This window comes from Pseudomonas sp. Teo4 (genome assembly GCF_034387475.1).
Classification (GTDB): domain Bacteria; phylum Pseudomonadota; class Gammaproteobacteria; order Pseudomonadales; family Pseudomonadaceae; genus Aquipseudomonas.
In genome coordinates this window covers 802186-816979 of record NZ_JAXCIL010000002.1, presented here as the reverse complement: position 1 = coordinate 816979, position 14794 = coordinate 802186, and the positions used below count along the sequence as shown (strand labels likewise).

The 14794-nt window shown below is 62.6% G+C and carries 10 protein-coding genes; 7 read left to right on the top strand and 3 right to left on the bottom strand.

What is annotated here, in order from left to right:
- Positions 1–10 precede the first annotated feature (10 nt).
- Together PspTeo4_RS20005 and PspTeo4_RS20000 are read right to left on the bottom strand one after the other, a co-directional pair.
- Positions 11–874: an ABC transporter ATP-binding protein gene (locus PspTeo4_RS20005; protein ID WP_322365668.1), complete on the bottom strand. Its 864-nt coding sequence runs from the start codon at positions 872–874 to the stop codon at positions 11–13.
- Entirely contained in the window at positions 871–2457 is a 1587-nt protein-coding gene (locus PspTeo4_RS20000) for an ABC transporter permease (RefSeq protein ID WP_322365667.1), read from the bottom strand. The genes PspTeo4_RS20005 and PspTeo4_RS20000 overlap by 4 nt, the downstream gene beginning before the upstream one ends.
- 297 nt (positions 2458–2754) lie before the next feature.
- Between PspTeo4_RS20000 and PspTeo4_RS19995 the strand changes: the two genes are divergently transcribed.
- On the top strand, positions 2755–3816 hold the full coding sequence (locus PspTeo4_RS19995) for an ABC transporter substrate-binding protein (RefSeq protein ID WP_322365666.1): 1062 nt from the start codon (positions 2755–2757) through the stop codon (positions 3814–3816).
- Positions 3817–3860: 44 nt separating this feature from the next.
- Entirely contained in the window at positions 3861–4766 is a 906-nt protein-coding gene (locus PspTeo4_RS19990) for a TauD/TfdA family dioxygenase (protein WP_322365665.1), read from the top strand.
- 98 nt (positions 4767–4864) lie between these two features.
- Here the strand turns inward: PspTeo4_RS19990 and PspTeo4_RS19985 are convergent, their stop codons facing one another.
- On the bottom strand, positions 4865–5779 hold the full coding sequence (locus PspTeo4_RS19985; protein WP_322365663.1) for a LysR family transcriptional regulator: 915 nt from the start codon (positions 5777–5779) through the stop codon (positions 4865–4867).
- Between the two features lie 192 nt (positions 5780–5971).
- On the opposite strand from PspTeo4_RS19985, the gene PspTeo4_RS19980 reads away from it, so the two are divergent.
- From PspTeo4_RS19980 to PspTeo4_RS19960, 5 genes are all read left to right on the top strand, one after another.
- On the top strand, positions 5972–8308 hold the full coding sequence (locus tag PspTeo4_RS19980) for a TonB-dependent receptor (RefSeq protein WP_322365662.1): 2337 nt from the start codon (positions 5972–5974) through the stop codon (positions 8306–8308).
- Between the two features lie 17 nt (positions 8309–8325).
- Positions 8326–10002, top strand: a complete 1677-nt coding sequence (locus PspTeo4_RS19975) for an aryl-sulfate sulfotransferase (RefSeq protein ID WP_322365661.1) — start codon at positions 8326–8328, stop codon at positions 10000–10002.
- A gap of 312 nt (positions 10003–10314) precedes the next feature.
- Positions 10315–11757 (top strand): NADP-dependent succinate-semialdehyde dehydrogenase, encoded by a 1443-nt coding sequence (gene gabD / locus PspTeo4_RS19970; protein WP_176509150.1) that lies wholly within the window; start codon positions 10315–10317, stop codon positions 11755–11757.
- Between the two features lie 177 nt (positions 11758–11934).
- Positions 11935–13212, top strand: coding sequence for a 4-aminobutyrate--2-oxoglutarate transaminase (gene gabT / locus PspTeo4_RS19965; RefSeq protein ID WP_322365658.1), 1278 nt, complete (start codon positions 11935–11937; stop codon positions 13210–13212).
- A 137-nt stretch (positions 13213–13349) separates the two neighbouring features.
- Positions 13350–14669 (top strand): response regulator, encoded by a 1320-nt coding sequence (locus PspTeo4_RS19960; protein WP_322365657.1) that lies wholly within the window; start codon positions 13350–13352, stop codon positions 14667–14669.
- Positions 14670–14794: the final 125 nt, after the last annotated feature.

Here is a 14794-nt window from a genome sequence, read left to right as displayed (position 1 = left end):
TGTCACCCGCTCAGAGCGCAATCAGCTCCGGCCGCAGCCCCTGCACCCGCGCCACGGCAGGCTTCAGATAATCGCCATCCCCGGTGATCTGATGCAGCACCTTTTCACGCAGCCCATGCAGCGCCACCCCGCTGCGCAGGCGCGGGTGTGGCACATCCACCTCCACCACCGCCTTGATCCGCCCCGGACGTGGCCCCAGCACCACCACCCGGTCGGCCAGGTAAGTGGCTTCTTCGGCATCGTGGGTCACCAGCAATGTGGTGATACCTGCTCGTTCGCGAATGGCCAGCAGTTCATCCTGCAGTTGCTGGCGGGTCAGTGCATCGAGCGCGCCGAAGGGCTCGTCCAGCAACAGGATGCGTGGGCTCGCCACCAACCCTCGTGCGATCGCCACGCGCTGGGCCATGCCGCCGGAAAGCTGGTGCGGGTAGGCCGACTCGAAGCCGACCAGGCCCACCAGTTGCACGAACTCGTGAATGCGTCGGGCACGCTCGCCCTGGGTGAGCTTCTCGTTGACCAGGCCCAGGCTGATGTTCTGTTCTACCGTCAGCCAGGGGAATAGCCGGTGCTCCTGAAACACGATCCCGCGCTCGCCACCAATGCCACTGACCGGCTGGCCGTCGACGCGGATGCTGCCGCTATAGTCAGTATCCAGCCCCACCAGCAGGCGCAGCAGTGTCGACTTGCCACAACCGGAGGCACCGACGATGGCGATGAACTCGCCCTGGTTGATCGACAGGTTGAAGTTGCGAATGGCCTCGAATGCCTGGCCATCGACGGTGAAGGTTTTACCGACGCCTTCGAAGCTGACCAGCGGTGGCGTGGCGTCGGGTTGATTGGCCGCAAGCAGGGCCGAGGTATTGAAGGCGTTCATGCGGTTCTCCAGCGCGTGGCGCGCGATTCAATGCGTTGTCCCAGGGTGCCGAGCAGGGCGCCGACCAGGCCGATGAGGACCATGGCGGCCATCACCTGATCCATGCGAAACAGTTGCTGTGCGCCGATCATCAGGCTGGCGATTCCACCGTCCGAGGGCATGAAGTATTCGGCGCCGATGGTACCCAGCCAGGCGTAGATCAGTGCCAGGCGCAGGCCGGCGAAAATCGCGGGAGCGGCGCCGGGCAGCACCAGCCGGTGGAGCCGTTGGGGTAGGCTCAAGCGCAGCGTGCGTGCGGCTTCGGCCAACTGCGGCGACAGGCCGGCGATGCCGCGCTGGGTGGCAATGAGCATCGGGAAGAATGCCGCGAGGGCGACGAACACCTGCTTGGCCCCTTCACCTAGTCCGAACCAGGCGGTGAGCAGCGGCACCCAGGCGAACAGTGCGACCTGGCGCAAGGCTGACAGGCTCGGCCCGAACGCGCGTTCGGCTATTTGCGACAAGCCCAGCAGCAGGCCGATCAGCAAACCGGCTCCGCCTCCCAGCAGCAGACCGCCCAAGGTGCGTTCCAGGCTTGTGACCAGGGCCTGGGGCAACGAGCCGTCCAGCAGTCCGCTGATCAAGGTGCACACAACTTCCAGCGGCGAGGTCAGGATATTCGCATCGACCCAGCCGAAACTGCTGCTGGCCTGCCATAGGGCAAGTAGTGTCAGCGGTAGCAGCAGGCTCTGCCAGCCATGGTGCAAGGGGCCGCGCTGCTGTTCGCCGGTTGCCGGTTGCGGCCAGTACAGCAGGCGTTTCTCCAGGCCGGAGAAGCCCCGCTCCAACACAGCACCGACCAGGCCGATGACCAGAATGCAGACGAACACCAGATCGAGCATGAACAGCTGTCGGCCCCAGACCATCAGGTAGCCGATGCCTTCGCTGGAGGCCAGCAACTCGACGGCGAGCAAGGACGTCCAGCCGGTGGCCAGGGCCAGACGCACACCTGTGAGAAAAGCGGGCAGGGCTGCTGGCAGCAGCAAACGCAGGAACAGCAGATGACGGGGCAGGCGCAGCACGGCGGCGGCTTCGCGCAGCTTGGGCTGTGCATCGCGCACGCCCACCAGTGTGTGCAGGGTCACCGGCACGACGACGGCCTTGATCAGCACCACCAGCTTGAGCAGTTCGCCAATACCGAAAAACAGCATGAACAAGGGGATCCAGGCCAGGGTCGGGATCTGCGCCAGGGCCACGAAGGTGGGCAGCACCAGCGTCTGCGCACGGCGCGAAGCCCCCAGCCAGGTGCCCAACAGCAAGCCACTGGCGACTCCGGCAAACAGCCCCCAGAACAACCGCTGAAGACTTATCCACAGGTGACCCCAGAGCTCACCGGAACCGAACTCCAGCGCGGTCTGCCAGACCAGAGAGGGCGCGGGCAGGATTTGCTCGCTCATCCAATGCTGCTGGCTGGCAATCAGCCACAGCCCGCCCACCACCGCAGGCACAACCCACGGCAGGCTGTGGGAGCGGCCTTGTCTCGCGAAATGGCCGCGTAGCGGGCCCGGTTGCCACCACGAACGCTTGCTCAGAACTCCATTCATCAGCCATCTCTCGAAGCGTTGTTAGGTTATTCACTTATGGAATTAAAAATTCACATGAGTGGCTTTCAAGAGATAAGAGCATGCGTCCTTTGCATGCGGAAGCCCCATGTCATTGCGTTTTCCTCATATTTTCCATGCGTTTCCCGCAAGCTGCCCGCAGAACCGCATGCCTGCTGATTTATGTCTTTCAGTTACTAAAAAATGAAGTTTTGATCTTTGTAGGTTCTAACCAGACCTGCCTAGCTTCTGGCCAAAGCGCCGGCCATCGCCGGTGGCAGCCTGCCAAGGAGCCTTGCCATGAAATCCCCGACCCGCCACCTGCTCAACCGCTTTGCCCCGACCCTGCTGGTCGGCCTGCTGTGCGCTTTCGCACTCACTGCCCAGGCGTCCGAAGCCGCCAGACCCGAGTCCATCCGCATCGCCGTGCCCGACCTCAGTGCCGGTAGCAAACCCAGTGCCGGTGGCGTTGTGGATGTGTTGCGCGACCAACAACTGCTGGAGAAAGAGTTCGCCAAGGATGGCATCCGCATCGACTGGCGCTTCTTCAAGGGCGCAGGACCGGTGATCAATGAAGCCTTGGCCAACGGCCAGGCGGACTTCGCCTACCTTGGCGACTTGGCCGCGATCATCGGCAAGGCCAATGGTCTCGACACCCGGGTGCTGTCTGCCGGGGTGCGTGGGGTGAAGAGCTACCTGGGCGTGGTGCCCGGCTCGGGCATCAAGACCCTGCAAGACCTCAAGGGCAAGCGCGTGGCGGTGTTCCGTGGCACCGCCAACCAGCTGTCGTTCGCCAGCGCGTTGGCCAGCCAGGGCCTGAGCGAGCGCGACCTGAAAGTGATCAACCTGGATTTCAACGCCGCCAACGCTGCCATCGCCGCCAAGCAGATCGACGCCACCTGGGGCCTGTCCAGCCTGCTGGCGCTGCGCGATCGCGGTTTGGTCGAGTTGCCGGTCAACTCCCGCGACCTCAAAGGGGCCGGCAGCACCCAGGCGGTATTGCTGGGCACCGGCGAATTCATCCGACAGCACCCCGACCTCACCGCACGCCTGGTCAAGGCCCAGCAACAGGCCACCGAATGGCTGCGTGACGAGAACAACCGCGAGGCCTACGTGAACCTGGTGGCGACCACCGCCAACTATCCAAAGGTGATTATCGAGGGCGATCTTGCCGAGGAGAACCTGGCGCACTACTTCGACCCACGCCTGGACCCCGAATTCATCAGCCTGCTGCAGCAAGGCGTTGACCTGGCCGCCAAGGAGCGCCTGATCCGCCGGGGCTTCCAGGTTTCCGAGTGGGTCGAGCCACGCTTCCTCGATGCCGCCCTGCAACAACCACAGGCCACCCAGGCCGCCCGCTGAATACCGACCAGCAAGCCCTTCATTCGACCGTGAGGACCACAGCAATGAGCAATGCCGCACTGGCCAAAGCGCCGCACACCGTAACCCTCGACATTCACCCGATCGCCGGCCGTATCGGCGCCGAAATCCGCGGCGTGAAACTCGCCGCCGACCTGGACGCCGCCACCATCGAGGCAATCCAGGCGGCGCTGGTCGAGCACAAGGTGATCTTCTTCCGTGAGCAAACCCACCTCGACGACCAGAGCCAGGAAGGGTTCGCCAAGCTGCTGGGCGAACCGGTCGCGCACCCGACTGTGCCTGTGGTCGACGGCACCAGCTACCTGTTGCAGCTGGACGGTGCCGAAGGCCAGCGGGCCAACTCCTGGCACACCGACGTGACCTTCGTCGATGCCTACCCCAAGGCCTCGATCCTGCGCAGCGTGGTGGCGCCGGCCTCCGGTGGCGATACGGTGTGGGCCAACACGGCCGCTGCCTACCGCGAGCTGCCTGAGCCGCTGCGCGAGCTGGCCGACAAACTCTGGGCGGTGCACAGCAACGAATACGACTACGCCAGCATCAAGCCGGATGTCGACCCGGCCAAGCTTGAGCGTTATCGCAAAGTGTTCACCTCGACTGTGTATGAAACCGAGCACCCGGTGGTGCGGGTGCACCCGATCAGCGGCGAGCGGGCGTTGCAACTGGGGCACTTCGTCAAACGCATCAAAGGTTACTCGCTGGCCGACTCCCAGCACCTGTTCGCGGTGCTGCAGGGGCATGTGACCCGGTTGGAGAACACCGTGCGCTGGCGCTGGCAGGCCGGTGACGTGGCGATTTGGGATAACCGCGCCACCCAGCATTATGCGGTGGATGACTATGGCACTCAGCCGCGCTTGGTACGGCGGGTGACGTTGGCGGGAGAGGTGCCGGTCGGTGTTGATGGACAGTTGAGCCGGACAACGCGTAAAGGCTGATGCACAACCCTGTGGGAGCGGGTTTACCCGCGAATACGGCAGCTAATTCACCATCGTATTCGCGGGTAAACCCGCTCCCACAGAATGAGGGTGACCTTCTAGAGTTCGGTATCGCAGGCAATCAATTGCCTCACCAACCCCTGCGCCAGCGGCGACAAGCCATATCCCACACGGCTCACTACCCCATAGCGGGTGTAGAACGCCTCTTCCTGCTCCGGTAGCAAATCCACCAACTCCAGCGCCACCAACCCTCCCTCCGCCTGATACGGCCGCAAGTTGGCATTGCAGGCAATGCCGATGGTGTCCGAGTGCATCACCACGTTCAGCAGCGCATAGCCGTGCTCGCATTCCACCGTGGGCAGGAAGTCCTGGCGGCCGCTGAGGTCGCTGAGAATCTTGCGGATGTTCGGCGGCCGGAAGGTGGTCGCCAAGGGGTAATCGAATACATCGCGGGCACGTACTTCGGCGCGCTCGGTCAGCGGGTGACCTGCACGGCAGCAGAAGTGCCAGCGCTGCGGTGCCAGCTTGTGCACCCGGTAGTCCGGGTCGGATTCAAACTGCCGGGTATCGGCCACGAAGAATTCGATCTCCTCGGCAATCAACTTGCGGTTCAACGCCTGCCAGTTGTCCACCTGAAAGCAGGTACGCGCCGCCGGGTATTCGGCCACGAAACGCGCCACCGCCCGAGGCACCAGGCCGCCAGCCGGGGCAGGGCCTGACCCGAAGCGCACCACGCCGGTGGTTGCCCCGTTGAACTGGTGGATTTCATTGACCAGGTTGTGCGCGCCATGCACCAGCCGACGCGAGTGCTCCAGCACCAGCAGGCCTTGGCGGGTCGGTGCCAGCTCTTTGCTGGCGCGGTCGACCAGGCGGCAGCCGATGTTGTGCTCCAACGTCTGGATGCTGCGGCTGAACGCCGATTGCGAGAGGTTCACCGCCGCTGCCGCGGCAACGAAGCTGCGGTGCTCGACAAGGGCAATGAAGTGGCGGAGCTGGCGGAGGTCTATATGCATTTTCTACATGAAAACTTTCGGTCGAATGCAATTGCTGATGAGGGTTAGCCACCTTATAAAGGGAGTCACTTATTCCACAAAATATGAAAAACAAATATTTATATCTCTTAAAAGAATATAAGCCCATCTGACTGCGATTCGATTCCGCCAACGGAAATGCTCGCCAGGGCCCATGCCTCAAGGAGCATTTGCATGTCCCGACTTTCCCGTTGGCCCGCGCGTGCGTCGCGGTACACCTTGCAACCCCTGGCCGCTGGCGTGTTGCTGGCTGCCGCCAATGGCAGCTTTGCCGAAGAAGCTGCCAGCACCACTCCAGTGGCTGAGCAGGACGCCAAACTCGGTACGGTGACGGTCAATGCCCGTCGCCGTGAAGAAACCGCGCAGAGCGTGCCCACGCCCATCAGCGTGCTCAATAGCGAGACCCTGGAAACCCAGCGCATCTACCGTGTGCAAGATCTGCAACAGCTGGTGCCCAGCACCAACGTTGCCTATGTGCATGCCCGTCAGTCGAGCATCTCGATCCGAGGACTGGGCAACAACCCCGCCAGTGATGGCCTGGAGGGTAGCGTCGGCATCTATCTGGACAACGTCTACCTCGGGCGCCCCGGCATGGCCGTGTTCGACCTGCTCGACGTGGAGCAGCTCGAAGTGCTGCGCGGGCCTCAGGGCACGCTGTTTGGCAAGAACACCACTGCCGGGGTGCTGAACATCACCACGCGCAAGCCGACGTTCCACCGCGAGGGCAGCATCCAGCAGTCCATTGGTGAAGATGGCTACCTGCAGACCCAAGGCAGTTTTTCCGGGCCGATCAGCGAAACCTTGGCCGGACGCATCAGCGCTTATCGCACCGAGGATGATGGCTATGTGAAGAACGTCTACAACGGCGATGACCTCAACGGCGGCAAGCGTCAGGGCTTTCGTACCCAATTGCTGTTCGAGCCGAGCGACACCTTCAACCTGCGCTGGATTGGCGAGTACAACGAGGAAGACTCCAACAACGGCATTCTCAGCCTGTACAGCACCGGCCCGACCATCAACGGCGTCAACCGTTATGAAAGCCTGGCAGCGCAAGCTGGCGCCACACTGGTGTCGGGCAAGGACCGCAAGGTCAATTTCGACTCTGACCAGCAGGTGACGGTATTCCAGGGCGGCACCTCGGTGGAGGCCAACTGGACCCTGCCCAATGACTTCACCCTGACCTCGATCACCGCCTACCGCTGGTGGGATTTCACCCCGCGCAACGACGATGGCCTGAACGTGCCGGTGTTCTACAACGCCGGGGTGTCGGTGCGTGACAAGCAGTACTCCCAGGAAATCCGCCTGGCATCGCCCACCGGTGGCGCCTTCGACTACGTGCTCGGCGCGTATTACTTCAAGCAGGACCTGGATAACACCTCGTTCACCTATTACGGGCCCAAGGCGGACATCTGGAACCTGACGCCGACCGGTGCCCTGAACAATGTCACCACGATTGGCGACGGGCACATCGACACTGACAGCTACGCGCTGTTTGCCCAAGGTACCTGGCATGTCACCGACCGGCTGGATTTCACCGCCGGTATCCGTGGCACCTATGAAGAGAAGAGCGCTTCGGTCACCCGTGATGCGCCAGTCGGTGGCGCGGCCGTGACCGGTGCGGCCGCCGCCGCGCGTCAGGGCCGGGTAGGGGCCTTCGACTCGGGTGACCTCAACCAGTACACCTTCAGCCCTTCCGGCCTGCTTGGCCTGAGCTACCGCTTCAACGACCAGCTGCTCGGCTACGCCACCCTGACCCACGGCGAAAAGTCTGGTGGCATCAACCTGACCGTCGGTGCCGCGCCACGCCTGGGCACGGACTCGCTGCTGGTCGGCACCGAGCGGGTCAACAACGCAGAGGTCGGGGTCAAGAGCACGCTGTTCGATGACCGCCTGCAACTCAACGCCAACCTGTTCTGGGCTGAGGTGCATGGCTACCAGGCCAACGTCTATGACGAGGCGAATCGTGTGCAATACCTGGCCAACGCCGGCCGTGTGCGCTCACGCGGCCTTGAGTTCGAAGCCACGGCGCTGCCGGTGCGCGGCTTGACGGTGAACTTCAATGGGTCGTGGAACGATGTGCGTTACACCGAATACGACGATGCCCCATGCCCGCCGGAAGTGAGCCTGGCCAATGCCACCGCCACTTGCGACCTGTCCGGCCACCAGGTGGTGGGCGCCTCCAAGTACATCGCCAACCTCAACGCCCAATACAAATGGCAACTGGCCGAGCGTATCGAGCCGTATGTCACCGGCAGCTACGCCTTCCGTTCGAAAGCGGTGGGCACCATCGACGATTCCGATTTCGGCCAGATCCCCAGCTACGCACTCATCAACCTCTCTACCGGGGTTCGCCTGGACCAGGGCGACGGCGTGATCGACTTGTCGCTGTGGGTGAAGAACGCCGGCGACAAGACCTACTTCACCAGCCTGTGGAACTCCGCCAACGGTGGTTATGCCGGCGTACTCGGTACCCCGCGCACGTTCGGCGCCACCGCCCGTTATGACTTCTGAGCACAAGGAGCTTTGCCATGAATGCCAAGACCGAAACCCCCGCACTGCCTGAAGGCGCCTGCCTGACCGCCAAGGTGCCCGAGCACAATGAAGCGTTGCTCGGTGACATCGTCGTCAACCCTTACCGACTGGCCCCGCTGACCGCGATCATCCGTGACGGCGGGCGCACCCTGAGCGCCGCCCATGTGCGAGTGCTGGCCCGTGGCGAGCGGGGGGTGGAGATTGCCTACGAGGTGTCCGACCAGTCACTGTGGACCTATGGCGGGATTCCCGTGTTCGGCCTCTACCCGGACCACGTCAACCAGGTAGAAGTGACCTACAAGCTCGACGGTGAGCGGGTGCGTGAGCGCTATGAAATCTATGCCCCGGCGGTGCGCCTGCCGGTGGTGGCGAAACAGACGGCCGCACTGCCCGAGGTCGAGCCGATCAAGGTGGCGGCGGGCTTCGAAAAACGTCTGTACCTGTTCAACCACTTGCTGGGCGACATCCCCGGTGGCCGTGCCTTCAAATGGAATGGTCTGGGTGGCGCCGCCGAGTGGGACCAGGTGGGTAACAACTGGATTGCCGACAGCAATGGCGATGTGCGCTGGTACTTGGATATCGAGCAGATCCACGACTCCAATCGCCGTGATGGGCTGGGCGGGACAATGGGCTTCCAGCAGACCCGCGACGGCAAGCTGATCTGGGGCCAGGGCCAGACCTACTCCAAGTACGACCTGCTTGGACGGCGCATCTGGCAGCGCAGCCTGCCGGACAAGTTCGCCGACTTCTCCCACGAAATTCGCGAGACCATCAACGGCACTTATCTGCTGCGGGTCGGCACCAGCGACTATCGGCGCCCGGATGGCAAGCGTGTGCGCTCGATTCGCGACCACATCATCGAGGTCAACGAAGCTGGCGATGTACTGGACTTCTGGGACCTGAACCAGATTCTCGACCCCTATCGCGGCGACCTGCTGGAAACCCTGGGCAAAGCCGCGATTCAATTGCCTGAGGGCGTACAGAAACAGGACAACCTGCTGGCCAACGAACTGGCCGAGGGTGACTTGCCGTTCGGTGATACGCCGGGGGTTGGGACGGGGCGTAACTGGGCGCATGTGAATGCCATCGATTACGACGCGGATGATGACAGCATTATCGTTTCAGCAAGGCATCAGGGCGTGGTGAAGATAGGTCGTGACAAATCGGTGAAGTGGATTCTCGCTTCGCCCCAGGGTTGGCCGGAGCGGCTCAAGGACAAGGTCCTGACGCCAGTTGCCAGCGAGGGCTTCGACTGGTCCTGGACCCAGCACACCGCCTGGTTGACCGGTCAGGGCACGCTGACTGTGTTCGACAACGGCTGGGGGCGTGACTTCGCACCGACCAAACTGGCCGGAAACTACAGCCGGGCCGTGGAGTACAAGATCGACGAAGCCAAGGGGACGGTCGAGCAGGTCTGGGAGTACGGCAAGGAGCGCGGGGACGAGTGGTACAGCCCGGTGACTTCGGTGGTGGCGTACCGACCGGAGACCGATACTCAGTTCATTTATTCCGCGTCGGTGAATTTCCTCACCCCCGAGAAACTGACCACCACCGTGCTCAACGAAGTGCGTCGCGGTAGCCAGGAGGTGCTGGTGGAGCTGAAGGTACACAGTCATCAGCCGGGTAGCGTCGGCTACCGGGCACTGGTGATCGACCTGGCCAAAGCGTTCTGATCCTGCCGGGAGGGCCGTCGGTCCTCCCTTCATCATCCAGTCTGCAATATCATCTAACCTGTCCGGGCCCATTCGCGGGTAAACCCGCTCCCACAGGATCTTCACTGCCCAGAGGCTCAGTGGAGTACCTGTGGGAACGGGTTTACCCGCGAATGGAGCAGTGATATTTCGGACAGGGTGTTCAACCATTCGTTCTTTTTTTCGAACAGCCTATTGTCCAACACCCCAGCACCCGCTTAGCATTCGTTTGAGATTTCAAACGCTCCGTGCCACGGGCGCGCTTTTCAACAATCAACAATTCGGGAAGCCGACATGCAGCTCAAAGACGCTCAGTTGTTCCGCCAGCAGGCCTTCATCAACGGTGAATGGCTGGATGCGGACAGCGGCCAGACCATCAAGGTGACCAACCCGGCCACCGGTGAAGTCATCGGTACCGTGCCGAAGATGGGCACCGCGGAAACCCGCCGCGCCATCGAAGCCGCCGACAAGGCCCTGCCGGCCTGGCGTGCCCTGACCGCCAAAGAGCGTTCGGCCAAACTGCGCCGCTGGTTCGAACTGATGATCGAGAACCAGGACGACCTGGCTCGCCTGATGACCACCGAGCAAGGCAAACCGCTGGCCGAAGCCAAGGGCGAAATCGCCTACGCCGCTTCGTTCATCGAGTGGTTCGCCGAAGAAGCCAAGCGCGTCTACGGTGACACCATCCCTGGCCACCAGCCAGACAAGCGCCTGATCGTCATCAAGCAGCCAATCGGCGTTACCGCGGCCATCACCCCGTGGAACTTCCCGGCCGCGATGATCACCCGTAAAGCCGGCCCGGCCCTGGCTGCTGGCTGCACCATGGTGCTCAAGCCTGCTTCGCAAACCCCGTACTCCGCCCTGGCCCTGGTCGAACTGGCCAACCGTGCCGGCATCCCGGCTGGCGTGCTGAGCGTTGTCACCGGCAGCGCTGGCGAAGTCGGCGGCGAACTGACTGGCAACTCCCTGGTTCGCAAACTGTCCTTCACCGGCTCGACCGAAATCGGTCGCCAGCTGATGGAAGAATGCGCCAAGGACATCAAGAAAGTTTCCCTGGAGCTGGGTGGCAACGCCCCGTTCATCGTGTTCGACGACGCCGACCTGGACAAGGCGGTCGAGGGCGCGATCATCTCCAAATACCGTAACAACGGCCAGACCTGCGTCTGCGCCAACCGTATCTACGTGCAGGACGGCGTCTACGACGCGTTCGCCCAGAAGCTGGCCGCCGCTGTCGCCAAGCTGAAGATCGGTAACGGCCTGGAAGAAGGCACCACCACTGGCCCGTTGATCGACGGCAAGGCTGTCGCCAAGGTCCAGGAACACATCGAAGACGCCGTCGGCAAAGGCGCCAAGGTACTGTCCGGTGGCAAGCTGATCGAAGGCAACTTCTTCGAGCCGACCATTCTGGTCGACGTGCCGAACACCGCTGCCGTGGCCAAGGAAGAAACCTTCGGCCCGCTGGCACCACTGTTCCGCTTCAAAGACGAAGCCGAAGTCATCGCCATGTCCAACGACACCGAGTTCGGCCTGGCCTCGTACTTCTATGCCCGTGACATGAGCCGTGTGTTCCGTGTTGCCGAGGCGCTGGAATACGGCATGGTCGGTATCAACACCGGCCTGATCTCCAACGAAGTGGCGCCGTTCGGCGGCATCAAGGCTTCGGGCCTGGGCCGTGAAGGTTCCAAGTACGGTATCGAGGACTACCTCGAAATCAAATACCTGTGCATCAGCGTTTGATGTAAAGGCTTTACCTCTGCCAGCGGGGCGCGAGAGCGACGTCTCGCTGGTCTTTTTGACACTGCAGTACCTGGTGGCCAGGCCGTTCGCGACAGTCGATCAACGAATACTGATCGCGGGCAGCGCCAGTCACCCCCGAATCAAAGCGCCGTCAGAGTCGGCGCGAATGAGGGCATTATGAGCAAGACCAACGAATCCTTGATGCAACGTCGTGTAGCTGCCGTCCCACGTGGCGTCGGCCAAATTCACCCGATCTTCGTCGAAAGCGCGAAGAACTCGACTGTGATCGACGTTGAAGGCCGCGAACTGATCGACTTCGCTGGCGGCATCGCTGTACTGAACACCGGCCACCTGCACCCGAAAGTGGTTGCGGCCGTGCAAGAGCAGCTGACCAAAGTCAGCCACACCTGCTTCCAGGTTCTGGCGTACGAGCCGTACGTAGAACTGTGCGAAAAGATCAACAAGCTGGTCCCAGGTGACTTCGACAAGAAGACCCTGCTGGTCTCCACCGGCTCCGAAGCGGTCGAGAACGCCGTCAAGATCGCCCGTGCCGCCACTGGCCGCGCTGGCGTCATCGCCTTCACCGGCGGCTACCACGGCCGTACCATGATGACCCTGGGCCTGACCGGTAAGGTCGTGCCGTACTCCGCTGGCATGGGCCTGATGCCAGGCGGCATCTTCCGCGCCCTGTTCCCGAGCGAACTGCACGGTATCAGCGTTGACGACGCCATCGCCTCGGTCGAGCGCATCTTCAAGAACGACGCCGAGCCGCGCGATATCGCCGCGATCATCCTCGAGCCAGTACAAGGCGAAGGCGGCTTCCTGCCAGCGCCGAAAGAGCTGATGAAGCGTCTGCGCGAGCTGTGCGACAAGCACGGCATCCTGCTGATCGCCGACGAAGTACAGACCGGCGCTGGCCGTACCGGTACCTTCTTCGCCATGGAACAGATGGGCGTCGCGCCTGACCTGACTACCTTCGCCAAGTCCATCGCTGGCGGCTTCCCGCTGGCCGGTGTGTGCGGCAAGGCCGAATACATGGACGCCATTGCCCCGGGCGGCCTGGGCGGCACCTACGCCGGTTCGCCGATCGCCTGCGCCGCGGCCCTGGCCGTCATCCAGGTGTTCGAGGAAGAGAAACTGCTGGACCGCAGCAAGGCTGTCGGTGAGCGCCTGACCGCTGGTCTGCGCAAGATCCAGGAAAAGCACTCGATCATCGGTGATGTCCGTGGTCTGGGCTCGATGATTGCTGTCGAAGTCTTCGAGAAAGGCACCCACACCCCGAACGCCGCTGCCGTGGCTCAAGTGGTTGCCAAGGCGCGCGACAAGGGCCTGATCCTGCTGTCCTGCGGCACCTACGGTAACGTCCTGCGTATCCTGGTACCGCTGACCGCCGAAGACGCGCTGCTGGACAAAGGCCTGGCGATCATCGAAGAGTGCTTCGCCGAGCTCGCGTAATGTGACACGCTTCAGAAAAAAACCCGCTTCGGCGGGTTTTTTTTATGCCCAGAAAACGTTGCTCACGCTATCGTTGTGGGAGGACTTGCCCAGGAAGCTGCGACGGATCGCGTGTCAGGGATACTCAGGAGTTGACCATGAGCGCTGCAGACCCCACCCCACCTTGCGTACTGATTGCCGAAGGCGACCCTTGGGTTCGCGACATGCTCAGTGAAATGCTGCTCAGTGTGCGCTGCGACGCTCGCCTGCAGGTCTGCGCCGATGGCTCCCAGGCGCTCAGTGCGCTGGCCAGCAAGCCCGACCTGATCATTGCCGCCCGCGAACTGGCCGGCGTCGACGGGCTTGACCTGCTGCGCAAGGTACGCGCCAAAGGGTCGGGTTTGCCGTTCATCCTCATGAGCAACCGCAGTGACAGCGCCAGTGTCCGCGAGGCGCTGCCGTTGCACCCCACGGCCTACCTGAGCAAACCGCTGAACCTCGATAGCCTGCGCAAGCGCCTGGAGGAGTTGCTGGTGGCTGTCGGCGAACAGATCGCCTGCCCGGTGCAGCCGGTACTGCCCGGCGTCAAACTGCCGGCCTTCCTCGAACAGCGTCGTGCCACCGCCGATGGCGGACCCCTGTTCGCTGACGTGCAGTTGGCGATCAAGCGTGCGCTCAACCCCCAGGGGTTGAACCTCAAGGTGCTCGAATCTGAAGTGCGTGACGATCCGCAGATCACCGCCGTGCTGATTGCGGCGGCCAACAGCGCTGCGCTGCACCGCGATGCCCCGGCGCAAACCCTGTTGCAGGCGTTGAACAAGCTGGGCAGCACCCAGAGCATGAACCTGATCCTGGGGCTGACGCTCAAGCGCAGTGCGCGCCTGAGCGACCCGGTGTTGGCGAACCATGCCACGCACTTCTGGAACCTGTCGCTGCACACAGCTGAATACGCTCGCAGCTTGGCCCGCATGCTCGAACTCGATGAGGAACGCTGCTATTGCGCAGGCCTGCTGCATTGTCTGGGTGACCTGGCTGTACTGCGTTGCCTGCAAGAGTGGCGTTTGGGGGGCGGTGATCTGGACGAAGGCCAAGTGCAGCAGTCGCTCGATGAATTCGGTGCGGCGTTCGGTTCGGCATTGCGCACCCGCTGGCGGTTGCCGCTTAACTTGCGCGAGCTGATAGCCGCCATCTACCAACTGGGCGGCGGCGTTTATTCGCGGGAGATCCTGGCCATGAACCTGGCCGGGCAGCTGGCGCGGTTGCCTGCGGACCAGGGGTTGGAGAAAGTGGCCAACAACAAGACTGCGCGCTTGCTGAAGGTCGGGCTGCCGGAGTTGAGCCGGTTGCGCAAGGTGGAGAACCCTGAGGTGAGGCCGCAGGAGAGCGTGAAGGTCGAGGAACCTGTGGCGATCGAGCAGCCTGCCGAGGTAGAGCTCACTAAGGCAGAGGGCGCCAACCCCGAGTCTCCTACTGCCTAAAATGACAAAACCCAGCCTTGGCTGGGTTTTGCAGGTCCCTCAATGGGGAATAAAACGCTAAGTGCCTCTAAGGGCTACGGGGGAACGATAAGGAGGATGGCGGTTAAAGTCAACGCTTGAGCAGT

Excerpts from the sequence above, each read along its gene's own strand:
- PspTeo4_RS20005 (WP_322365668.1), bottom strand. The coding sequence starts at position 874 with ATGAACGCCTTCAATACCTCGGCCCTGCTTGCGGCCAATCAACCCGAC.
- PspTeo4_RS20000 (WP_322365667.1), bottom strand. The coding sequence starts at position 2,457 with ATGAATGGAGTTCTGAGCAAGCGTTCGTGGTGGCAACCGGGCCCGCTA.
- PspTeo4_RS19995 (WP_322365666.1), top strand. The coding sequence starts at position 2,755 with ATGAAATCCCCGACCCGCCACCTGCTCAACCGCTTTGCCCCGACCCTG.
- PspTeo4_RS19990 (WP_322365665.1), top strand. The coding sequence starts at position 3,861 with ATGAGCAATGCCGCACTGGCCAAAGCGCCGCACACCGTAACCCTCGAC.
- PspTeo4_RS19985 (WP_322365663.1), bottom strand. The coding sequence starts at position 5,779 with ATGCATATAGACCTCCGCCAGCTCCGCCACTTCATTGCCCTTGTCGAG.
- PspTeo4_RS19980 (WP_322365662.1), top strand. The coding sequence starts at position 5,972 with ATGTCCCGACTTTCCCGTTGGCCCGCGCGTGCGTCGCGGTACACCTTG.
- PspTeo4_RS19975 (WP_322365661.1), top strand. The coding sequence starts at position 8,326 with ATGAATGCCAAGACCGAAACCCCCGCACTGCCTGAAGGCGCCTGCCTG.
- gabD (WP_176509150.1), top strand. The coding sequence starts at position 10,315 with ATGCAGCTCAAAGACGCTCAGTTGTTCCGCCAGCAGGCCTTCATCAAC.
- gabT (WP_322365658.1), top strand. The coding sequence starts at position 11,935 with ATGAGCAAGACCAACGAATCCTTGATGCAACGTCGTGTAGCTGCCGTC.
- PspTeo4_RS19960 (WP_322365657.1), top strand. The coding sequence starts at position 13,350 with ATGAGCGCTGCAGACCCCACCCCACCTTGCGTACTGATTGCCGAAGGC.